Here is a 22,081-nt window from a genome sequence, read left to right on the forward strand (position 1 = left end):
GGAGGACGGGAGGGCCTTCAGGCTGCTCAACGTGCTCGACGACTTCAACCGCGAAGGGCTCGGCATCGAGGTGGATTTCTCGCTACCCGCCGAACGGGTCGTACGCATGCTGAACCGGATCATCGAATGGCGTGGCAGCCCCAAAGCCATTCGGGTCGATAACGGCCCGGAATACATCAGCGGCACGTTGATGAAATGGGCTGAAAAACGAGGGATTGCTCTCCAGCATATCCAGCCCGGCAAGCCCCAGCAGAACGCCTATGTGGAGCGCTACAACCGGACGGTCCGCCACGAATGGCTGGGCCAGTTCCTCTTCGAAACCATCCAGGAGGTGCAAGATCACGCCACGGATTGGCTATGGACCTACAACAACGACAGACCCAATATGGCCATCGGCGGCATCACACCCGCCCAGAAACTGAAATTGGCCGCGTGAGTTCTATGTTCCAACCCCGTTAAAAACGGGGGGATTACCCTTGGGCCTAACCGAACCCCGATGAGTCGAACTCATCGGGGTTCGGTCTGATTCACATGACCCAAGTCAAGCCACGCAGGCTTTGCCTGGGCTAGGCTGCCGCCTGTGATTGCCGGGGGAGAGGTCATGAAGCGCGCGGTTCCGCTGATCCTGCTGCTGTTGTCGTCCGCTTCCGCCCTGGCGGCTGGGGCGGGGATGGAGGCGCGCAATTATGTGGCGCGCCGTTTGACCGCCGAAGGCCATGTGCAGGTGGAGGTGACGGGGGTGGAGCCTTCCGGCGATATCTGCCGCGTCTCGGGGATCGTGCGCAAGGTGTTCGCGGGACGGGCCGCAGCGGGTGATTCCTTGGCCTTCCGCCTGCCCTGCGGTGCTGATGCTTTCTGGACCGCCGATAAGCTGAAGGCGGCCAGACTGGCCGAAGTTTTCGTCAAACCCGGCCTGAACGGGCTGGACGCCGCCGATGACGGCGAAGGGCTGCGCCTTCTCGACGCGGTGACCGCGCTGCCGCAATCGGTGGACGATCCCGCCCTGGTGCGCGAGATGACCGAATCCATCGCCCGTTACCGCATCGATGCCGAGGTCAAACGCCGCAATCCGGCTGCCGCATTGGAGATGACGCAGGTGGCGGATCCTGCCTTGCGCGCCCGATTGCTGGCCCATGCCGCCGGTCTGATGGCGGCGCATGGGTTGCCCCAAGCCGATGGGGCCGCCGACGAGGCCATTGCGGCGGTCACGGCGCTGCCCGATGCCGATACGCGTCTCGAAACCGGGCTGGTGGCGCTGGAATCCCTGGCCATGGGCCGGGCGCGCAAGGGGGCTCTGGCCCTGGCCGCCTTGCTGGAGCCCGAGGTGGATGCCCTGACCCTGCCGTCGCGGCGCGACGCGGCGGGGCTGGTCCTTTACGGTGCGCGTATCCGTTCCGACGACCCGGCGGGCGCCTTCGTGTCGCTGTCCAAGCTGAGCGATCCGGCCACGCGGCGCGACCGGCTGTCCAACATGCCCTTCGCCCAGAAGGATTTCAGCCCGGTGAACCCGGACTCGCCGGTCTGGATGGATCGCCTTCTGGCGGGTGCCGAGGCGCTGCCCGCAGGCTCCTTCCGCACCGAGGCCCTGACCGGGCTTTGCCGCACCGTCCGGAACACGGCCATGGAAATGACCAAGATGCCTGATCTGCTGGGCCGGGCGGGGGGCTGGGCCGAACTGGCGGCCCGGCGCGGACATGGGCCGTCGGCTCAGTTGCTGGCTCTGATCCGCGAAGCCCAAGGGGGTGTATCCGCCCGCGCCGAAGCGGCGCGCTGGCATGCCGTGTCGGCCACCGGCTTCGACGCTGGGCCCAAGGCCAAGGCCGAGGCCTTGAAGGCGCTGGGAACCTTCACCCCTGTCGAACGCGCCGCCGCCGCCCGGTTGATCCAGCCCATGTCCATGGGAGAGGTCTCGCCCGCCCGCCTGGTGGATCTGGCGGGGCGTTAGCCGGGCATTTGCTCGACCGGCAGCAGAAGATGCAGACGGACCTCGCCGTCTTCGGTGGTTTCGCCCCACATCTTGCCGCCGTGGATCTGCGCCACCTTGCGGCAGATGGCCAGGCTCAGCGTGGGGCCGCGTCCCCTGGCCGGGGTGCTGCCGGGCCCCATGAGCGGGAAGACGGTTTCGCCCTCGCCGAAATCGATGTCGGTATTGTCGGCACGCACCAGGAGGTGCCACATCTCGCCATCGCGTTCGGCGCCGAGGCTGATCTTCTGATAGGTGTCGGGCCGCCGCCGCTCCAAGATGGCCGAGATCATGTGGTGGAACAGCCCCGCCAGATGCTGGCGGTCCCCCATGATGTCGGGCAGGTTCCGGGCCCTGATCTCGGCCTCGGCCATGGCGATGCGCGGCTCCAACAGATCCATGGTCTCGGCCAGCACCCGCGACAGGGATACGGGCTCATGGGGGCGGATCTGCGATACGCCGAGATAGCGTTGCAAAGCATCCATCTGCGACTTCATGCGCTCGATACCGGAACGGATAAAGCCCAGATACTCGTTAATTTCCCCATTCTCGCCGCTACCGGTCTTGCGCACCAGCAACTGGGCGTAAGACAGCACGGTGCGCAGCGGTTCTTGCAGGTGATGGGCGGAGATCTCCGCCATATGGCGCAGTTCCTCATTGGCCAGTTCCAGATCGGCGCCGCGTCGCGCCAACAGGCGCTCGAAGCTCTCGCGGGCCACCAATTGGCGGTGCATGGCCCAGGTGATGGTCATGGCCGCCAGGACCAACGGGATGGCGATGATCAGCAATGTCGCCGCATAGCCCTTCCATTGGGCCATGGTGTCGTCGTGCAGGGTGGAGACGGCGACCACCGCTGGCAGACCGTCCAGCACCCGGTAGCTGGCCTGGCGCAACTGGCCGTCGGTCGCCACCACATTGATATAGCTGCCCGCTTGGGCTTTTGTGAGCTGTTCCCGGAATAGCGGACCTTGAGAGAAGTCCTTGCCGATCATCGTCTCGTCGAGGGGGCCGCGGCTCAGCATGGTGCCGTCGGTGTTGAACAGGGCGATGGCGCCGTTGGGCTTCTGGCGGATGGACTCGAACTGTTCGTTCAGGTGATCGAGACGAATCATCAGGGCGACTACCGCCACCAGCTTGCCATCCGGAGTCCGGTGGGCGCGGCTGACCGGCAGGACCCGCTTGCCGTTGACCCGGCTGATGATGGGCTTGCCCAGGAATATCCCGCTCCCGCCCTGTCCATGGACCAGGAGATAGTCCCGGTCCGCGACCACGGCCCCCGCCGGGGGCTGTTCGGGATAGGAGTGAAGATAGCGTCCCTCGGGCGCGATGACCCGGATGGCCGCCACCATGGGGGCATGCAGCAGGAGATGGGCCAGGAACTCCTTGAAGGCGGGGTCATGGGGCGAAAGCCGTGTTTCGCGGTCGAGGCGCTCGCCCACCATGGCAAGGACCAGCGAGGATTGCCGGAATATGCTGCCCGTATGCTCGGCCAAGGAATCGACCAGCCGCTCGTTGTTGACCTGGCGGTCGCGCATCAGATCGCTGCGCCTTTGCAGGGCCATGGCGCTGAATGTGGCGATGATGAACAGCACGGCCAGCACACCCAACCCCACGGCGGAGGTGCTGGGCCGCCAGGCGGGCCATTTGCCTTGGTCGTTCGGCATAGCTATGTGCATTCACTTCGCATGGGCGGCATCATACCAGCGCGGAAATGAGGATCAATATCCCGAGAGGCACAACGGCATGCATTGCGGCTGTCCTTGCGGCTTGCACCGTGCCGCCTTGCCACCTCCGTCAACTCCATGCCAAGGTTCGGCTCGGGAAGAGTCGTGGAGAAACCATATTGGCCGAGGATTTCGCAAAGGCAGTGGCGCTGCATCAGGCGGGCAAGCTTTTGGAAGCCGTCGAGATCTACCAGCGGATACTGGTTGCCAATCCCTATGACGAGGGCGCCAACCATCTGCTGGGGGTCGCCTGCTCTCAGATGGGCCAGTTCGATCTGGCCATCCACCTGATTTCCGAAGCCATCCGCGCCAATGATCGGGTTCCCGATTATCACGTCAATCTGGGCAATGCACTGTTCAGCGTCCGGCGTCTTGACGAGGCCGAGGCCGCCTATCGCCGCGCCCTGGCCCTGAACGCCGAGATTCCCGAAGCGCTGTTCGGCCTGGGCAATACCCTGGCCCAGACCGGCCAATTGGAAGAAGCCCTGGCCTTTCACCGCAATGCGCTGGCTCTTCGCCCCAATTTCGTCGAGGCCCTGGCCAATATGGCCGGTGTGCTGGGTCGTCTGGGCCGCCGCGACGAGGCAGTGGAAAAGCTGCGCCGCGCCGTGGCCGAGCGACCGGGCGAGGCCAGCCTGCATGCCGATCTGGGCCGTGCCCTGCTGGCCTCCGGGCACGGCGCCGAGGCGGATGTGGAGGTGTGCCGCGCCTTGCGTCTGGCGCCTGACAGCCCTCCCGTCCTGGTGGCCGCCTCCGACGTGATCCGGGCCCGCGGCCGCATGGAGGAGGCGCTGGAATACGCTGACCGCGCCGTCGAACTGGCGCCCAATTATCCGCCCGCCGTGCTGGTGCTGGCGCGCCAGTTGCGGGTCCTGGGGCGTAGGGATCAGGCGGCCGAGACCTATCTGCGGCTGGCAGGAATCGAAGGCGCCGGCGTGGCCCATCTGTTCGACGCCGCTAATGCCTTGAACGAGATGAGTCGCCTGCCCGAGGCGGTGGCGCTGTATCAAAGGCTGCTGGCCCGCGAACACGATCATTCCGAGGTGTGGAACAATCTGGGCAATGCGCTTCGGGAACTGGGCGAGTTGGAGCGCGCCGCCGAATGCTACGAGGCCGCCGAAAGGCTCAGCCCTGACGATCCCGTGGTCATGTCCAACCGGGCCGCCCTGTTGGGCAGCCTGGGGAAGGCGGAGGAGGCCGAGGCTCTGTGCCGCAGGGTGGTGGAGCTGCAGCCCGGAATCGCCATACCGCTGTCCAATTTGGGGCAGGCTCTTTATGCCCAGGGCCGTATGGAAGAAGCCCAGGAGCAGTTCGACGCGGCGGGCGCGGCCAATCCGGAAAACGACGATGTGCGCTTTCACCGCGCCATCATCCGCCTGATGCTGGGTAATTTCGCCGAAGGCTGGCCCTTGTATGAGGCGCGCTGGGGCAACCGCAAGCGGGCCGAGCAGCTGCGCCATGCGGGCATCCCCCAATGGCTGGGGGACGAGGACCTGCAAGGCCGGACCCTGCTGTTGTGGTCGGAGCAGGGCTTTGGCGACACGCTGCAATTCGTCCGCTTCGCGGCCCTGGCGGCGGCGCGCGGCGCCCGTGTGATCCTCGAGGTGCAGCCCGCCCTGGTCTCATTGCTGCGCCAGATGCCCGGCATCCATAAGGTGGTGGCGGTGGGCGAGGAGACCGGGCCGGTGGACCTGCAATCGCCGCTGATGAGCCTGCCCATGGCCTTCGGCACCACGCCAGACACCATTCCGGCCGGGATTCCTTATCTGGCTCCGCCGCCCGAACGGCTGGCGCCCTGGACCAGGCGTCTCAATGCCAGCCTGCCGTCGGGCCCCCGCATCGGATTGGTCTGGGCGGGCGATTCCCGTGACCACGATATCGAATGCACGCTGATCGACCGCCGCCGGTCACTGGCGCTGAAACAGTTGGAGCCCGTTTTGGCGGTCGACGGCGCTTCCTTCGTCAGTCTGCAGGTGGGAAAGCAGGGGCTTCAGGCCAGGGATGAACCGCGCATCACCGACCTGACCTCGGGCATCACCGATTTCGCCGATACCGCTGCCCTGATCAGCGGCCTGGATCTGGTGATCAGCGTGGATACCTCCAGCGCCCATCTGGCCGCCGCGCTGGGCAAGCCGGTCTGGCTGCTGTCGCGTTTCGACGGCTGCTGGCGCTGGATGCAAAACCGCGACGACAGCCCGTGGTATCCGACGCTGACCCTTTACCGCCAGCCCGCCCCCGGCGATTGGGACACGCCCCTGGCCCGCATGGCCGAGGATCTGAGGGCCTGGCTGAAAACGGGAAAGTGACGGGAACTGGATTTTTTGATCGGAATGGTTTAGCGTGAGGGGAGGTAGCTGGCGGATGTTCCTGCATCCGCCAGCCGCTCCTAGCCTCGGGTCAGAGCGAGGCGGATGCGAATCCGCCACGGTAACCTGAGCACCAGGAGGAAGCGCATTCGTATCATGCGTTTCCCTCCTTGACGGCGGACCGGCTCATTCCGGCCCGCCGTCGTCATTTCTATCAATGATTTGTTCTTACGACCATCCGCTGATCACCATTTTGGCGGGCTTTTCGGCCAGGGGCCTACGTTGCCGAGGCCTCTCGCCATCCATCAACACGGGCAGGACCACTTCCACCAGACCCTGCTCGCTGAGATGGGTGAAGCCGCGCGCCTGATGATGGGGGTGGTTCGCCACTTCATGGGGTTCGAGAACCGGCTCGAAGGTGCAGTCGGCGGGTTCGAGCAGCGCCGTCCACTCGGCCAGGGAGCGCGAGGCGAACAGGGCCTCCATCTCGGCGATCAGCGCGGTCTGGGGCAGGGGCTCGGCCTGGCGGGAAAGCCATTCAGGCTTGTCCAGCGCGGTGCAGAACGACTGCCAGAACTTCTCCTCCAGGGCCGCGATGGCGGCGAAGCGGCCGTCCTTGGTCTTGTAAATGCGGTAGAAGGCGGCGCCGCCATTGATCAGGTCATGTTCGCGCTTCGGGTCGCCCCAGCGATGCGCCATGGTCAGCACGCCGCCCATCCAGGACAGCGCCGCCTCGGCCAAGGATATGTCAATGCTGGTGCCCTTGCCGGACGTGGAGCGCTTCAGCAGCGCGGCCAGGATGGCGTTGACCGCAAGCATGGCGCCCGCATGGTCGGCGAGCGGCGGGAAGGTCATGACCGGGCGCTCGGCGGGGCCGCTGGCTGCCAGCAATCCGGTGACCGCCAGATAGGTGACGTCGTGGCCCGCCCGGGTGGCGAAGGGGCCGGTGCCGCCATAGCCCGACAGGGCGCAATGGACCAGACGGGGATTGATCTCGTGCAGGCGCTTGAGGCCGAAGCCCAGGCGGTCCAGCACGCCGGGGCGGAAGCCTTCCAGCAGCACATCGGCCTTGGCGACCATCTCGGCGAAGCGGGCCTTGCCCTCGGCGGATTTCAGATCCAGGGTCACGATGGTCTTGTTGGCATTGGCCAGCTTGTAGAAGGCGGTGGTTCCGTCCTCATCCACCGGCCCCATGGTGCGCATGGGATCGCCCGCCGGGCTTTCCACCTTGATCACTTCGGCGCCCAGATCGGACAGCCACAAAGTGGCCAGAGGGCCGGGAATATACATGGAGAGGTCGAGGACCTTCAGCCCGGCAAGACAATCGGCGATCATATTCAGCTCCAGCTCGGTTTTCTCTTCTCGGTCAGCGCGGTGACGCCTTCGCGGCATTCGGCTCCGGCGCGGGCCTCGACGAATTGGGCCACGGTATAGCGCATCAAATCGGGACCGGCGGGGCTGTCGTCCATGACGCGCAGCATGTCCTTGGCGGCGGCTTGGGCCTTGGGCGCGCCTTTGAGGCAGGAGTCGACCATCAAGTCGCGGGCGGCGTCCAGCTTGTCGGCGGCGACCACGGCGTGGACCAGACCGAGGCGGAGCGCCTCGCGGGCGTCGAAGCGTTCCCCCGACAGCACATAGCGGCGCATGGCCCGCGTGCCGATGGCCGCCGCCAGATGGGGCATGATCAGGGTGGGCGAGAATCCGGCGCGGACCTCGGGCAGCGAGAAGCTGGCATCGTCGGCGGCGACCACCATGTCGGCCACGGCGACGATACCGGCGCCCATGCCCAGCGCGGCGCCCTGGACCTTGGCGATCACCGGCTTGGCGCAGCGGTCGATGGCGTCCAGCATCACCGCCATCTGCATGGCGCTGCGGCTGACCTCCTCGGCATCCTGGTCCAGCATGGCCCGTGTCCAGCCGATATCACCGCCGGCGCAGAAGCTGGGGCCGCGTCCCTCGATCACCACGAGGCGCACCGCCTCGGCGACGGAAAGTTTCTGGAAGGTCTGGGCCAGATTGCCCACCATCTGCTCGTCCAGGGCGTTGTGCAGTTCCGGACGGTTCAGCGTCACGAAAGCAACGGCCCCGCTGATCTTGACATGGATGTGATCGGTCATGGTTTCCCCTTCCCCTCGGCGGAGCCTTCAGTAAACCACGCCAGACGGGAATCAACCAAGATGCAAGCAGCGCTGGCTTGTGACCGGCGCGCGCCATTTCCTGTTGCCAGGGGCGTCATTGACTGAAACCATGGCAGGGCTGGGCGCAGGGGGTTCCGGCGCCTGTTCAAGCCAAGAAATTCCGGAGGGTCCATGACGTCCAAGTCTCCTTCCCTGCCTCGCGCCTGCGCCCTGGTCGGGCCTTTCGCCAGTGGCAAGACCAGTCTGCTCGAAGCCATGCTGTTCGCCTGCGGCGCCATAGGGCGCCAGGGCCGCATCAAGGATGGCACCACAATCGGCGATGCCAGTCCCGAAGCCCGCGCCCGCCTGATGAGCGTCGAGCCCAATATGGCCAGCGCCGATTATCTCGGCGAGAAGTGGACCTTCATCGACTGTCCCGGTTCGGTGGAGTTCCAGCAGGATTCCTACAATGCCCTGATGGCGGTCGATGTGGCGGTGGTGGTGTGCGAACCCGATCCCGCCCGCGCCGTGATGGTCGCCCCGGTGCTGAAATTCCTGGATCAGCACAAGATTCCCCATCTCTTGTTCGTCAACAAGATCGATACGGCAGGGACGCGCCTCAAGGAAACCCTGGAAGCCCTGCAGGCCGTGTCCGACCGGCCCTTGATCATGCGCGAGATTCCCATCCGCGAAGGTGATGCGGTGACCGGCTATATCGATCTGGTCAGCGAGCGGGCCTATAAGTACCGCCCCGGCCAGACCTCCGCCGTGATCAAGATCCCCGATGCCCTGAAGGGCGAGGAAAGCGCGGCGCGCCAGGAAATGCTGGAGCATCTGGCCGATTTCGACGACCACCTGATGGAAGAACTGCTGGAAGATATCCAGCCGCCCGCCGACGAGATCTATGACGATCTGGGCAAGGACCTGACCGGTGACCTGATCGTGCCGGTGTTCTTCGGCTCGGCGGAAAATGACGGCGGCATCCATCGCCTGCTGAAGGCCCTGCGCCACGACGCGCCCGGTCCCAAGGCCACCGCCGCGCGGCTGGGCATCAAGGCCGAAGGCGGCCCGCTGGCCGGTGTGTTCAAGACGGTGCATGCCGCCCATACGGGCAAGCTCAGCTTCTCGCGCGTCTGGCGGGGTGAGTTCGCCGACAACCAGTCCCTGGATGTGGGGCGCATCGGCGGCCTCTATGTCATGACCGGCGGCACGCCCACCAAGGTCGCCAAGGCCGGTCTGGGCGATGTCTGCGCCTTTGGCCGTCTGGACGGCGTGGCCACCGGCGCGCTGATCGGCGGGGCCGAGGCCGCGATGGCCGCCTGGCCCGAGCCTTTGTCGCCGCTTTTTGCCTTCGCGCTGGCCGCCGAAAAGAAGGGCGACGACGTCAAGCTGACCGGCGCCATCGCCAAGCTGGCCGAGGAGGACCCCTCGCTGTCGCTCGATCACGGCGAGTTCGGCGAGCAGATCCTGCGCGGCCAGGGCGAGATCCATCTTCAGGTGGCCATCGACCGGCTGAAGAGTCGCTTCAACATGGCCGTGGTAACCAAAAAGCCGACGGTTCCCTATAAGGAAACCATCCGCAAATCCACCTCGGTGCATGGCCGTCACAAGAAGCAGTCGGGCGGCCACGGCCAGTTCGGCGACATTCATATCGACATCGCGCCGCTGCCTCGGGGCTCGGGCTTCCACTTCGTCGACAAGATCGTGGGCGGCGTGGTGCCGCGTCAGTACATCCCTTCCGTGGAAGAAGGCGTCGCCGAATTCCTGCACCAGGGCCCCTTCGGCTTCCCGGTGGTGGATTTGCAGGTCACGCTCACTTCAGGCAGCTACCACGCGGTGGACAGTTCCGACATGGCCTTCAAGACGGCGGCCCGCATCGCCATGAGCGAGGGCATGCCCCAATGCGATCCGGTCCTGCTGGAGCCGGTCCTGGCCGTGGAAATCTCGGTGCCCTCCGACTTCACCGCCAAGGCCCAGCGCATCGTCTCGGGACGCCGTGGCCAGATTCTCGGCTATGACGCCAAGGAAGGCTGGCAAGGCTGGGACGCGGTTTCGGCCTATCTGCCCCAGGCCGAGATGGACGATCTGATCGTTGAATTGCGCTCGCTCACCATGGGGGTGGGGACGTTCTCGTGGACGTTCGACCACCTGCAGGAAATCTCCGGCCGGGTCGCCGACAAGGTGGTGGAAGCCCGCAAGGAGGCCCTGGCCAACGCCTGAGTGGTCGGGGCTAGATGGCGAGGACAAGAGAGGGGCGCGCCGCATGACGCGCCCCTCTTTGCTGCCCAAATGTCAGGCAGCGCAACAATGCGTCTAAAATCATCGCAATTATGCTTTACGGAATAGGTAAAACCGCCTAGGCTTTCTGTTGTGATACGCAAGAGGGGATCTTGCGCATCGCGTAAGCTGTTGTGGTGTTGGGGGTCGTTTCATGCTGACGAATTTGCGAATTTCGGCGCGGCTTTCCGTGCTGACGGTGTTGATGGTTGCCGTGGTTGCCGTGGTGGCCGGGGTCGGGCTGAGCGGAATTGGCGGCATTCATGATCGCATGAAGTCCATGTATGACGACCGGGTCGTCTGTCTGGGCCAACTGTCCACCATTCTCGATTCCATGTATCGCATGCGCCAGAATGTCCTCTTCGCCATGGCGCAGGAGACGGAGGCGGAGCGGGCGCCCAATATCGCCGCGATCGCCAAGCACGATGCTGCCGTGGATAAGGAGTGGAAGGACTATATCGGCACCACCCTGACGCCCGAGGAAAAGGTTCTGGCCGATCGCCTGTCGCTTCAGATCGCCGCCTACCGTGAAATTCGCGGCCGCCTGTTCACCGCGCTGAAGGCGGGCAACCGCGACCAGGCCAAGGCCATCGTCGAGACCGAGGGAAGCAAGTCCTTCGCCGATATGACCGAGACCTTACGGGCCCTGCTCGATCTTCAGGTCCGCGTCTCTAAGGAAGAATTTTCCGCCGCCGAGGATTCCTACGCGGTCTCCAAGACCTGGGCCTTGGCCGTGGGCCTGATCGGCGCCCTGCTGGGTGTCGTCCTGACCCTGGTGATCGGCCGTTCCATCAGCGTCCCCGTGGCCGAGTCCATTCGGGTCATGGAACGTCTGGCCCAAGACGACACCTCGGTGGAGGTCTCGGGGCAGGATCGTAAGGACGAGGTGGGCGACATCGCCCGCTCGGTCCAGGTGTTCAAGCAGAACGCTTTGGACAAGAAGCGCCTGGAGGCCGAGTCCGAAGCCGCCAAGGCCAAGGCCTTTGCTGATCATAAGGCCGAAATGAACCGTCTGGCTGGTGAGTTCGAATCCGGCGTCTCTCATGTGGTGGACAACGTGGCTGGGGCTTCGGACGAGTTGGAGCATACGGCCCAGACCATGTCGGCCCTGGCCGGTCAGGTGTCCGCCCAGGCCGCCGCCGTGGCCGCCGCCTCGGAGCAGGCCGCCGCCAATGTCCAGACCGTGGCCGCCGCCACCGAGGAATTGTCGTCTTCCGTCTCCGAAATCGGCCGTCAGGTCAGCGAATCCGCCAAGGTTGCCCGTAATGCGGTGGAAGAAGCCGCCCATTCCGACGCCATCGTGCGCGGTCTGTCGGAAGCGGCGGGCCGCATCGGTGAGGTGATCAGCCTGATCAACGATATCGCCGCCCAGACCAATCTGCTGGCGCTCAACGCCACCATCGAGGCCGCAAGGGCGGGCGAGGCCGGAAAGGGCTTCGCCGTGGTCGCCAACGAGGTCAAGAACCTCGCCAACCAGACCGCGCGCGCCACCGACGAGATCGGCCAGCAGATCACCTCGGTTCAGACCGAGACCGGCCGCGCGGTCCAGGCCATTCACTCGGTCAGCGCCACCATCGGCCGCATCGACGAGATCGCGTCCGCCATCGCCTCGGCGGTGGAGCAGCAATCGGCCGCCACCCAGGAAATCGCCCGCAATGTGGAAGAAGCGGCGCGCGGCACCCAGGAGGTTTCCTCCAACATCTCCGGCGTCACCTCGGCGGCGGGCGAAACCGGCGCCGCCGCGCAGACCGTGCTCGGCTCGGCCAAACGCCTGACGGCGGAATCGACGGTGCTGCACCGTTCGGTGGGCGACTTCGTGGCCAAGGTCCGCAACGGCTGATATTAATTTGCGGAGATCGAAGGCGATCACCGCAACGCCCTCAACCGGCGGGCGGGCGCTTTGCGCCCTTGCCTTCCGCCGCATAAGCGGCGCGGCCCGTTGGGCCTAACCAAACTGCCATGAGACTTGCTCACGGCAGTTTGGTGCGGGGGCTGGATATTTCCGGCGGCGTGGTGCTATAGAGCGGTGCCACGCCGCTTTGGAAAGGACGCGCCCATGGAAAACCGTGAGATGTTCGAAGAGATCGCCGCCCTGATCGGCTCCATCGCCAAGGCGTTCGAACTCTCCGACGGCGACGTGGTCGCCGCCATCGAACGGGGCGATCTTGGCATGGAGATGCTGACCGACGACGAGGGGCAGAACTGCGTCGAGGTCACCCATTCGGGCCGCGTCGCCCGCATCTATCCCGGCGCCATCTTCCGCGTCGGCGATCAGCCCCAGGACAAGGAGGAAGAGTGCGGCAGCGGGTGTTCCTGCGGGCACTGATTTAACCAAACCTGGATCTGTCATCCCGAACGACCATCGGGAGGAGGGATCTCATCCCGGCACGGCGTTTCGGAAATCGGTATCGCCGCAGCAGACGGAGATCCCTCGGCTACGCTCGGGATGACAGGAATAATAGCTGGCGAGGGTTACTCCTCGCCCCGCAACCGGGTGACGAAGTCGGGCAAGCCCACCAGACGGTCGCGCTTTAAGCGCTCGGCGGCCAGGATGGCCTGGACGGCGGCGATGGATTTGTCCAGATCCACATTGACCACGATGTAATCGTATTCCGGCCAGTGGCTCATCTCGTCGCCGGCCTTGGACATGCGCTTCTTCACCACCTCGTCGGAATCCTGGGCGCGGCCCCTGAGGCGGCGCTCCAACTCCTCCACCGAGGGCGGCAGGACGAAGACCGAGACCAGATCGGCCCGCGCGTTCTGGGCCATCTGCTGGGTGCCCTGCCAGTCGATATCGAACAGCACGTCGCGGCCCGACCGCAGGATGGCGTCCACCGGCCCCCTGGGCGTGCCATAGAAATTGTCGAAGACGCGGGCGTGTTCCAGGAATTCCCGCTGTTCCACCATCTCGTGGAATTTCTCGACGGTGACGAAGTGGTAGTCCTTGCCGTCCACCTCGCCGGGGCGCGGCGCCCGCGTGGTGGCCGAGACCGACATGCCGATGGCCGGGTCGCGTTCGAGCAGGGCGCGCGAGATGGTGGTCTTGCCCGCGCCCGAAGGCGACGACATCACCAGCATGAGACCACGGCGGCTGACGGTGGGAAGGGTATCGGTCATGATTCCTACTCGATATTCTGGACCTGCTCTTTGAACTGGTCGATGACGGCTTTGAGGTCGAGTCCGACGCGGGTCAGTTCCACGTCCGATGATTTGGAGCACAGCGTGTTGGCCTCGCGGTTGAACTCCTGGGCCAGGAAGTCCAGCTTGCGGCCGATGGCACCGCCCTGGGCCAGCAGATCGCGGGCGGCGGCCACATGGGCGGCCAGACGGTCCAGTTCTTCGCGCACATCGGCCTTGACGGCGATCAGCGCCACTTCCTGGGCGATGCGGTCCTCGGCCAGGGTCGGCGCGGCGTCGAGCACCTGAGCCACCTGGGCGCGCAGGCGTTCGCGCACCGCTTCGGGGCGCAGCACGGCGCATTCACCCGCCTTGGCCGACAGGGTGGCGATCTCATCCAACTGCGCGGTCAGCACGGCGCCGATGCGAGTACCTTCCACCTGACGCATGGCGGCCAACTGGTCGAGCATGGCCTCCAGCGAGGCCTTCATGGCGCCCTCGCGGGCGGCGCGCAAGGTGTCGGCATCGCCGGTCTCGGCCTCGGTCACCGGTTCCAGCACGCCCTTGATGGCCAGCAATCCGTCCATGCGGGCGGGCGTGATCTCGGGGAAGCGGCCCTGCCACTGGCGGCAGATGCCCAGCAATTGTTCCAGCATGGCCTCGTTGACGCGGATCTGGGATTGTTCGGTCTCGGAGCGCACGGTGAGCGAGATCTGGACATTGCCGCGCTTCAGGCGCTTGGCCGCCGCCTCGCGGGCCGCCACTTCCAGACCGTCATAGCCCGGCGCCGACTTGCACCGCAGTTCCAGGCCGCGCCCGTTGACGCTTTTGCCTTCCCACACCCAAGAGCCCTGGGTGTCGCGGCCTTCGGCCCGGGCATAGCCGGTCATGCTGGCGACGGTCAAAGGGGAGCCTCCTTGCGAAAATGTCAGGGGGATTTATAGCCTTGCCGGGCCTGAGCAACAACCGCGCTTTCCCCGATCTGCGGGCGGGGATAGACTTTACCCCATGAAGGAAAGACGACGCCCCGAACGCGGCCGCCCCAACGTCATCGAGATCGTGGTGCGCGTGCCCGCCGACAAGGCCGATGCGGTCAAGGCCTATGCCGGGCGCATCTCGCGCCGCCGCAGCCCCGCCCTTCGCGACGAGGTCATCAGCCGTCTGCGGTCGCGTCCCGATATCATGGACCGCTTCGGGGTCAAGGCCCTGTTCCTGTTCGGCTCGGTGGTGCGCGAGGAGGCCAAGCCCACCAGCGATATTGACCTGATGGTGGACTTCTTTCCTGGCAGGCCCGGCGGTCTGTTCGCCTATGTGGAACTGAAGCACGCCCTGGAAGGCCTCCTGGGACGCCCGGTGGATCTCATCACCTCGGGCAATATCAAGCCGCGCCTGAAAAAGCGCATCTTGGAGGAATGCATGCTGGTCTATGGCGAGGGAGACGCAAGACGGTGACCTTCAAGGATTGGCGGGTCCGTATCGAGGATATGATCGAGGCCATCGAGCGCATCCGGCGCTATACCGAGGGCATGGACGACCGCCGCTTCGTCGCCGATGAGCGCACCGTGGATGCGGTAATCCGCAATCTGGAAATTATCGGCGAGGCGGCCAAGCGCGTCCCCTTCAATGTCATCGAGCGCCACCCCGATATCCCCTGGAGCCGCATGTCCGAGATGCGCAACATCCTGGTGCACGAATACCATTCGGTGGACCCCTCCATCATCTTCGATACCGCGCGCCACGATCTGCCGCCGCTCCTGGGACCGCTGCGCGCCCTGCTGGCCGAGCGCAACGGCAATGGGAATGGCAACGGCGGATGAGCGGCTTTACCTCCATCCTGATCACCGGCGCGTCTTCCGGCCTGGGGGCCGGACTGGCGCGGGTTTTCGCGGCGCCCGGAATCACCCTTCATCTGTCGGGACGCGACCTGGGCCGTCTGGATGAGGTGGCCGGGCAGTGCCGGGCGCGGGGCTCGGAGGTTTATACCGCTCCGGTGGACGTCACCGACCGGGCCGCCACCGCGCGCTGGGTGGAGTCTTCGGAGGCTATCCGGCCTTTGGACCTGATTATCGCCAATGCGGGAATCTCAGCGGGAACCGGGGGCCGGGGCGAGACCGAGGCGCAGACGCGCGCTATCTTCGCCACCAATGTGGATGGCGTCTTCAACACGGTCCTGCCCGCCATTGCCTTTCTCAAGGAGCGCCACCGGGGCCAGATCGGCATCATGAGTTCCCTGGCCAGCTTCCGGGGTTTCCCCGGCGCGCCCGCCTATTGCGCGTCGAAGGCGGCGGTGAGGGTCTGGGGCGAGTCCTTGCGCGGGGAACTGGCGCCCCTTGGCGTCGGCGTCTCGGTGATCTGCCCCGGCTTCGTGAAAACGCCCATGACGGCGGTGAACCGGTTTTCCATGCCCTTCCTGATGGATGTGGAGCGGGCCAGCCGCATCATGGCCCGTGGGCTGGCGGGCAACCGGGGCCGCATCGCCTTTCCCTGGCCCATGCATGTGATGGCCAGGTTGGCGGGTTGCTTGCCCAGTGCGCTTATGGATCGTATCGCGGGCGGCCTGCCCCGGAAGTAGCGCAGGGACTTGCCGAGGCCTCCGTGAAAGGCCATAAGGGAAGGTATGGATAATTTCGTCATCGCCGTCTTCTTCCTCACCTATCTCGGCATGGCCTTCGGGTCGGTTCCGGGTTTGAGGCTTGATCGCACCGGCATCGCCTTGCTGGCGGTGGTGGTGTTGCTGGTTTCGGGCAAGGTGGGCGTCAAGGCCATGGGCTCGTCCATCGACGTGCCCACCTTGCTGCTGCTGTTCGCCCTGATGATCGTCTCGGCCCAGTTCCAACTGGCGGGCGTCTATGGCGCCGTGGCGCAAAGAGTGGCGGAATCGCCCGGATCGGCCCGGCGTCTGCTGGGTCTGGTGGTGGCGGTGTCGGGCGGGCTGTCGGCGGTGCTGGCCAATGACGTGGTCTGCTTCGCCATGACTCCGATCATCGCCGAGGGTATCCGGCGGCGCGGCCTCGATCCGCGCCCCTATCTGCTGGGGCTGGTGGGCGCCGCCAATGCGGGCAGCGCCGCCACCCTGATCGGCAATCCCCAGAACATCCTGATCGGACAGGTGGGCGGTCTGGATTTCTGGAATTTCCTGGCCGCCTGCGCCGTTCCTGCCGCCCTGTCGCTGGTGGCGGTCTATGCCTGCGTCGCCTGGATCTGGCAGCGGGAACTGGATGCGGTTCCCGAACCGGTGGCGGCCCATCCTCCGGCCGAGGGGCATCGCTGGCAGGCCGTCAAGGGCGGCATCGCGCTGGCCGTTCTGGCCTTGCTGTTCGCCGCCCCCTTGCCGCGCGAAGTGGGCGCCATGGTCATCGCCGCCCTGCTGCTGGCCAGCCGCCGCATGTGCTCGCGCGAGATGATCGGTCTGGTGGATTGGCATCTGTTGCTGCTGTTCGCCTGCCTGTTCGTGGTGACCGGCGCCTTCGCCGACACCGATCTGGCGCGACACTGGGTCAATTGGCTGGCCGAGAACGGATTGTTCCCCGATTCGCTCAAGGCCATGGTGCCGGTGGCGCTGGTGGCGTCTAACTCCATCGGCAATGTGCCTGCCGTGATGCTGATCCTGGCGGTGTGGCCCACCCCCGATACCGGGGCGCTGACCGGTCTTGCCCTGCTGTCGACCTTGGCGGGCAATTTCCTGCTGGTGGGCAGCATGGCCAATATCATCGTGGCCGAGCGCGCCGCCGGGGCCGGTTGCCGTCTGTCCTTCGGCGATTTCGCCCGCGCGGGCATTCCCATGACCCTGGTGACCATGGCCATCGCCATCGTCTGGCTGCGCCTGGGCGGCTGGATGACATGGTAGAAGCCCCATGACCGCCGCCGGAACCCTGCCCCATATCACGGCCTTGCTCAATGCGGTGTCGCTGGGTTTCCTGGTGAGCGGATTCATACATATCCGCGCGGGCCGCAAGGACAGCCACCGCAAGGCCATGCTGGGCGCGGTGGGGGCTTCGGCCCTGTTCCTGGTGTTTTATGTGGTCTATCACTTCGCCGCCCCCATCTTCGTGTTCCGGGGAACGGGGCTGGTGCGGCCCGTCTACTACGCCTTGCTGATCAGCCATGTTCTGCTGGCGGCCCTGGTCACGCCCCTGGTCGTCCTGACCTTGCTGCGCGCGCTCAAAGGCCGCTTCGACCTGCATCCGAAAATCGCCCGCTGGACCTTGCCTTTGTGGCTTTACGTATCCATTACCGGCATCGTCGTGTATCTTATGCTGTATCATTTATACATCTGATCCGCGGAGCAACCGCGGGCGCGGAGGCGGGTTTGACCTTCAGGCAATATATCGAGCTGTTGAAGCCGCGCATCGCCCTGATGATCGCGTTGACCGCCATCACCGGCTACGCGGCCGTGGCGACCAAGGTTGATCCGGTGGCGGTGCTGCTGCTGACCCTCGCCATGGTATTGGGCTCTGCCGCTTCGGCGGTGTTCAACCATGTCTGGGACCGCGATATCGACCGCCTGATGCGCCGCACCGGGCGCCGTCCCATGGCGACGGGGGCGGGGACTCCGGCCTTGGGATTTACCCTGGCGGTGGTGCTGATGGTGGCCGGTATGGCCCTGGCCCATGCCGCCTTCAACTGGGTGGTGGCGCTGCACCTGTTTCTGGGCGGCTTCGTCTATGTGGCCATCTATACGGTCTGGCTGAAGCGCCGCCACTGGACCAACATCATCATCGGCGGCGCGGCGGGCAGTTTCGCCGTCCTGGCGGGCGCGGCGGCGGTGGACCAGACCCAGTGGCTGTTGCCCATGGTTCTGGCCCTGGTGCTGTTCTTGTGGACGCCCAGCCATTTCTGGTCGCTGGCCATTCTGCTGGCCGAGGATTACCGCCAGGCGGGGGTTCCCATGCTGCCGGTGGTGGTCGGCGCCAAGCGCACCGCCTGGTGCATCCTGGGCAACAGCCTGATCCTGGTGGCGGCTTCGCTTCTGCCCTGGTGGCTGGGGCTGCTGGGCGATGCCTATGGCATCATGGCGGCGGTTTCCGGCGCCGTGCTGCTGGGCTTCAATCTGGTGCTGGTCAAGGATACCAGCCGCCGCTGGGCGGGCTGGAACTTCGCCGCCTCCATGCCCTATCTGCTGCTGCTGTTCATCGCGGTATTCGTCGATAAGCACTGGTAAGATCAAGTCCCGATGGGCGGTCCTTTATCGGGATCTGACATAAGAGGCTACTGCGCCATTTCCGCCAGATTGACGAAGAGCGGGCCGAAAATCTTTTCCGGCTCGCTTCCCCATTTTTCCATGAAGGCGGTCCGGCGTTCGGGCGTGAAGGTGTCGGGGCGGCACGAGGCGAACAGCGCCTGGAACAGACGCACCATATGGGCCTCGCTGAATTCGCGCAGCACCTTGTCCTCGGGCCGTTTGGGGATGAAGGCGTTGGACGCGGTGGAGACCGAGGACGGGCTGGAATTCATGATGATCAGGAACCAGTCCTTGCGCGGCTCGAAGCGGCGGAAGCTGCGCGCCATGGTGACCAGGACGTCTTCGAACACGGCGCGCGCGTCGTCATCGGCGTAGAAGTCGCCCCAGGCGACCATGCCCTCCTCGGTACGGTGGCGCTCGGCGGCCTTGTTGGCCCGGCCGCGCAGGACATCGAACGGCTCTTCGCCGATGATCATGCGGACCGCCGCGAAGAATTGCGGCAGATGCTTGCGCTCGATGCCGCTGTTCTTATCATCGAAGTAATCGGAGAAGGGGCGGGTAATGATCCGGCCCATGAAATCGGTGCGTTGCTGCTCGATCCGGCGCAGGGTGAAACTGGAATCGCAGCCGTCCTCCCACAGGGCGTAATGCTCGGACAATGGGCCCCGCGCTGCCAGGACGGCCTTGGCCACGCGGCGGACGTCGTCCATGGTGACGGCCCCATCCACCGAGGCTTCCTCAAGGATATCGGTCAATGCCATGATGGCGACCGCCGCGACACTGCGGCATCGTTTACCACCGGTCTCTCTCGGCACCATGGCTCCGCCCGATTCGAGGGACGGTTCCGTTTCCTGGGCCCCCATATCATTTCACCTTGGGAGATTGAACAAGACTGACAGGCCTTCCGAATCTATTAATTATCATAATCATTGTTCATGTTTATTTAAAGGCCTGACCTAAGTCGTCGTCCCTTGGATTGGGTTCTTGATGTCGTAGAATATTCATGTTGCAGCGCGACAAATAGACTTGATGCAATTCGCCACTGCCGTTTTCGGCCATATGACGGAAGAGCGGGGCAAATCCCCCTACCTGACCTCGGTCAATTGGACTAGATTTTGGTCATGAGCCAGCCGCAATCTTCCGCCGTCTTCTCTGATCGTCTTGCCGCTTTGCGGCGCGAATTGGAGCGCCGCAATCTGAGCGGCTTCGTCGTGCCGCGCGCCGACCAGCATCAAGGCGAATATGTTCCGCCCTCGGCCCAGCGCCTTGCCTGGTTGACCGGCTTCACCGGATCGGCGGGATCGGCGGTGGTGCTTGGCGGCAAGGCTGCGATTTTCGTCGATGGCCGCTATACGCTGCAGGTGGTGAGCGAGGTGGACACTGTGTTGTTCACCCCCCAGCATCTTACCGAAATGCCGCCTCATTGCTGGTTGGCCGACGTGTTGTCCAAGGGCGACCGGCTGGGCTTCGACCCCTGGCTGCATACCCATGACCAGATTCAGACTCTGACCAATACCTGCGAAAGGGCGGGGGCCAGTTTGGTGCCTTGCCCGGACAATCCCCTGGACGCGGTGTGGACCGATCGCCCGGCGGCGCCCGCCACCCCCATCGTCGATCATCCCGAATGCTTTGCTGGCCGTTCCGGCGAGGACAAGCGGAGCGACATCGCGGCCGAATTGTCGCGCGAGCACCTGGACGCCGCCGTGTTGAGCGCGCCGGAATCCTTGGCATGGCTGCTGAACATCCGGGCCGATGACGTGGCCTATACACCCTTGCCGCTGGGCTTTGCCATCATCCGTGCCGATTCCTCGGTGGATGTGTTCGTCGAACCTGGCCGCGTCCCCGTATCCTTGAGATCCCAATGGGGTGACGAGGTCAGGGTGACCGAGCCCGCCGGGTTCGAGGCCGCGCTTCGCCTGCTGGGGCGCGAGGCCAAGCGGGTTCGCCTGGATTCCACCTCGGCCCCCTTCCAGGTTTGGGAGACGTTGCGGGCGGCGGGTGCCAAGGTGGAGGCGGGGGCTGACCCATGCGCTCTGCCGCGCGCCTGCAAGAACAGTGTCGAGATGGCCGGGACCAGGGCCGCCCATCATCGCGACGCAATCGCCATGGTCCGCTTTCTCTCCTGGCTGGAGGACGCCACCCGGCGCGGCACGGTCGATGAGATGGCCGCTGCCGATGCCCTGGAGGGCTTTCGCAGCCGGGGAGAGCATTTTCGCGGCCTGTCCTTTCCCACCATCTCGGGGGCGGGCCCCAACGGGGCCATCGTCCATTACCATTCGACGCCCAAGACCAACCGGCCCCTGGCGGCGGGCGATCTGTATCTGGTGGATTCCGGCGGCCAGTATCTGGACGGTACCACCGACATCACCCGCACCGTGCTGATCGGCGGCCCCGCCCCCATGGAAGCGCGCCGCCGCTTTACCCTGGTGCTGAAGGGCCATATCGCCCTGGCCCGCGCCGTCTTTCCCACCGGCACCACGGGCAGCCAGCTGGATGTGCTGGCCCGTCAGGCGCTGTGGTCCGAGGGACTGGATTACGATCACGGCACCGGCCATGGCGTGGGCAGCTTTCTGTCGGTCCACGAGGGCCCGCAGCGTATTTCCAAGCTGGGCAATACCGTGCCGTTGAAGGCGGGGATGATTCTGTCCAACGAGCCCGGTTACTACAAACCCGACGACTATGGCATCCGCATCGAGAATCTGGTTCTGGTGACCCAGAGTCCCGCCCCGGCGGGGGCCGAGCGGGAGCTGATGGGGTTCGAGACCCTGACCCTGGTGCCCATCGACCGGGCCCTGGTGGATGCGGAATTGTTGGATGCGGGCGAGCGGGAATGGCTGAACGCCTATCACGCCAGGGTGAGGGGCGCTCTCATGCCGCGGTTGGACGACGCGGCGGAGAGGGACTGGCTGGAGCGGGCGACGGCGGAGCTTTAGTTACTCAACCCAGCCGTGGTCGAGAGCGAAGCCCGAGGTGACGTAATCCATGGTCGCCCGGTGTTCCAGGAACCATTGCGGCAGGTCCACGGCGAAGTATTCCGCGCAAGAATCGCCGCCCTCCAGGCTGCGGATCACCTCGTCCAACTGGCCCAGGACACGCATATGCTCGTCCCTGTGCGGCTCCAGAGCGAAGAATCCGGTCTTGACCATCATCTCCTCCTCGCGGGCGAAATGCTCGGCGCAGTGATGGGCAAAGGCGCGGGCCAGTTCCAGGCGCTCGGCCCCAGAGGCGGCGGCCAGGCGGTTGATCATCTCCACCGCCTCGCAGTGATCGCGATCCACGAAGCCGACGCCGAGCAGCAGGGGCTCGCCCCAACGGATGACCGCATGCCGAGCTATCATGGTATTGCCTTCTCAATTCCGCCAAAACGGCGGCAATTTACGCCATTGCCGTCCGGA

At 65.2% G+C, this 22,081-nt stretch carries 20 protein-coding genes; 13 read left to right on the forward strand and 7 right to left on the reverse strand.

Features of this window, described 5'->3' with window-relative positions:
* Both CCC_RS07290 and CCC_RS07295 read left to right on the forward strand, forming a co-directional pair.
* Positions 1 to 436 (forward strand): integrase core domain-containing protein (locus CCC_RS07290; RefSeq protein ID WP_041040603.1); only part of this gene is annotated, 436 nt, incomplete at its 5' end.
* A 165-nt stretch (positions 437 to 601) separates the two neighbouring features.
* The gene (locus tag CCC_RS07295) at positions 602 to 1,945 is read left to right on the forward strand and encodes a hypothetical protein (RefSeq protein ID WP_009867152.1); all 1,344 of its coding nucleotides are present in this window, start codon (positions 602 to 604) and stop codon (positions 1,943 to 1,945) included.
* On the opposite strand, the gene CCC_RS07300 is transcribed toward CCC_RS07295, so the two are convergent.
* Complete coding sequence (locus tag CCC_RS07300; RefSeq protein ID WP_041040605.1) at positions 1,942 to 3,627, reverse strand: sensor histidine kinase; 1,686 nt, start codon at positions 3,625 to 3,627, stop codon at positions 1,942 to 1,944. The genes CCC_RS07295 and CCC_RS07300 overlap by 4 nt on opposite strands.
* Positions 3,628 to 3,806: 179 nt before the next feature.
* Between CCC_RS07300 and CCC_RS07305 the strand changes: the two genes are divergently transcribed.
* A complete protein-coding gene (locus tag CCC_RS07305) occupies positions 3,807 to 5,993 on the forward strand; it encodes a tetratricopeptide repeat protein (protein ID WP_041040607.1) in 2,187 nt (728 codons plus the stop codon).
* A 228-nt stretch (positions 5,994 to 6,221) separates the two neighbouring features.
* Here the strand turns inward: CCC_RS07305 and CCC_RS07310 are convergent, their stop codons facing one another.
* Complete coding sequence (locus CCC_RS07310; RefSeq protein ID WP_009869015.1) at positions 6,222 to 7,328, reverse strand: CaiB/BaiF CoA transferase family protein; 1,107 nt, start codon at positions 7,326 to 7,328, stop codon at positions 6,222 to 6,224.
* A gap of 2 nt (positions 7,329 to 7,330) precedes the next feature.
* On the reverse strand, positions 7,331 to 8,110 hold the full coding sequence (locus CCC_RS07315) for an enoyl-CoA hydratase-related protein (protein ID WP_009869014.1): 780 nt from the start codon (positions 8,108 to 8,110) through the stop codon (positions 7,331 to 7,333).
* A 192-nt stretch (positions 8,111 to 8,302) separates the two neighbouring features.
* Between CCC_RS07315 and CCC_RS07320 the strand changes: the two genes are divergently transcribed.
* From CCC_RS07320 to CCC_RS07330, 3 genes are all read left to right on the forward strand, one after another.
* A complete protein-coding gene (locus CCC_RS07320) occupies positions 8,303 to 10,330 on the forward strand; it encodes an elongation factor G (protein WP_009869013.1) in 2,028 nt (675 codons plus the stop codon).
* Between the two features lie 211 nt (positions 10,331 to 10,541).
* Positions 10,542 to 12,227, forward strand: a complete 1,686-nt coding sequence (locus CCC_RS07325; protein ID WP_041040610.1) for a methyl-accepting chemotaxis protein — start codon at positions 10,542 to 10,544, stop codon at positions 12,225 to 12,227.
* 216 nt (positions 12,228 to 12,443) lie between these two features.
* Positions 12,444 to 12,713 carry a hypothetical protein gene (locus CCC_RS07330; RefSeq protein WP_009869011.1) on the forward strand — a complete coding sequence of 90 codons (270 nt, stop codon included), beginning with the start codon at positions 12,444 to 12,446 and terminating at the stop codon, positions 12,711 to 12,713.
* A 146-nt stretch (positions 12,714 to 12,859) separates the two neighbouring features.
* Here the strand turns inward: CCC_RS07330 and gmk are convergent, their stop codons facing one another.
* Complete coding sequence (gene gmk, locus CCC_RS07335; RefSeq protein WP_009869010.1) at positions 12,860 to 13,504, reverse strand: guanylate kinase; 645 nt, start codon at positions 13,502 to 13,504, stop codon at positions 12,860 to 12,862.
* Between the two features lie 5 nt (positions 13,505 to 13,509).
* Positions 13,510 to 14,409 (reverse strand): YicC/YloC family endoribonuclease, encoded by a 900-nt coding sequence (locus tag CCC_RS07340; RefSeq protein WP_009869009.1) that lies wholly within the window; start codon positions 14,407 to 14,409, stop codon positions 13,510 to 13,512.
* Between the two features lie 103 nt (positions 14,410 to 14,512).
* Between CCC_RS07340 and CCC_RS07345 the strand changes: the two genes are divergently transcribed.
* Genes CCC_RS07345 through cyoE form a run of 6 tightly spaced genes read left to right on the forward strand, consistent with a single transcriptional unit; the run spans position 14,513 to position 18,665 of the window.
* Entirely contained in the window at positions 14,513 to 14,956 is a 444-nt protein-coding gene (locus CCC_RS07345) for a nucleotidyltransferase family protein (RefSeq protein WP_009869008.1), read from the forward strand.
* Positions 14,953 to 15,321 (forward strand): HepT-like ribonuclease domain-containing protein, encoded by a 369-nt coding sequence (locus CCC_RS07350; protein WP_009869007.1) that lies wholly within the window; start codon positions 14,953 to 14,955, stop codon positions 15,319 to 15,321. Before CCC_RS07345 ends, CCC_RS07350 begins: the two co-directional genes overlap by 4 nt.
* Complete coding sequence (locus CCC_RS07355; RefSeq protein WP_009869006.1) at positions 15,318 to 16,076, forward strand: SDR family NAD(P)-dependent oxidoreductase; 759 nt, start codon at positions 15,318 to 15,320, stop codon at positions 16,074 to 16,076. The genes CCC_RS07350 and CCC_RS07355 overlap by 4 nt, the downstream gene beginning before the upstream one ends.
* Before the next feature lie 45 nt (positions 16,077 to 16,121).
* Entirely contained in the window at positions 16,122 to 17,351 is a 1,230-nt protein-coding gene (locus CCC_RS07360; RefSeq protein WP_009869005.1) for an anion transporter, read from the forward strand.
* A 7-nt stretch (positions 17,352 to 17,358) separates the two neighbouring features.
* Positions 17,359 to 17,781 carry a DUF420 domain-containing protein gene (locus CCC_RS07365; RefSeq protein WP_009869004.1) on the forward strand — a complete coding sequence of 141 codons (423 nt, stop codon included), beginning with the start codon at positions 17,359 to 17,361 and terminating at the stop codon, positions 17,779 to 17,781.
* A gap of 32 nt (positions 17,782 to 17,813) precedes the next feature.
* Positions 17,814 to 18,665 (forward strand): heme o synthase, encoded by an 852-nt coding sequence (gene cyoE / locus CCC_RS07370; RefSeq protein ID WP_009869003.1) that lies wholly within the window; start codon positions 17,814 to 17,816, stop codon positions 18,663 to 18,665.
* Positions 18,666 to 18,712: 47 nt separating this feature from the next.
* Here cyoE and CCC_RS07375 read toward each other — a convergent pair whose 3' ends face one another.
* Positions 18,713 to 19,447, reverse strand: coding sequence for a hypothetical protein (locus tag CCC_RS07375; RefSeq protein ID WP_236686331.1), 735 nt, complete (start codon positions 19,445 to 19,447; stop codon positions 18,713 to 18,715).
* Between the two features lie 360 nt (positions 19,448 to 19,807).
* Here CCC_RS07375 and CCC_RS07380 point away from each other — a divergent pair, with 360 nt between their 5' ends.
* Positions 19,808 to 21,619: an aminopeptidase P family protein gene (locus tag CCC_RS07380; RefSeq protein ID WP_041040613.1), complete on the forward strand. Its 1,812-nt coding sequence runs from the start codon at positions 19,808 to 19,810 to the stop codon at positions 21,617 to 21,619.
* Here the strand turns inward: CCC_RS07380 and CCC_RS07385 are convergent, their stop codons facing one another.
* Positions 21,620 to 22,024: a bacteriohemerythrin gene (locus tag CCC_RS07385; RefSeq protein WP_009869000.1), complete on the reverse strand. Its 405-nt coding sequence runs from the start codon at positions 22,022 to 22,024 to the stop codon at positions 21,620 to 21,622.
* Positions 22,025 to 22,081 lie beyond the last annotated feature (57 nt).

The organism is Paramagnetospirillum magnetotacticum MS-1, from assembly GCF_000829825.1.
Lineage (GTDB): Bacteria > Pseudomonadota > Alphaproteobacteria > Rhodospirillales > Magnetospirillaceae > Phaeospirillum > Phaeospirillum magnetotacticum.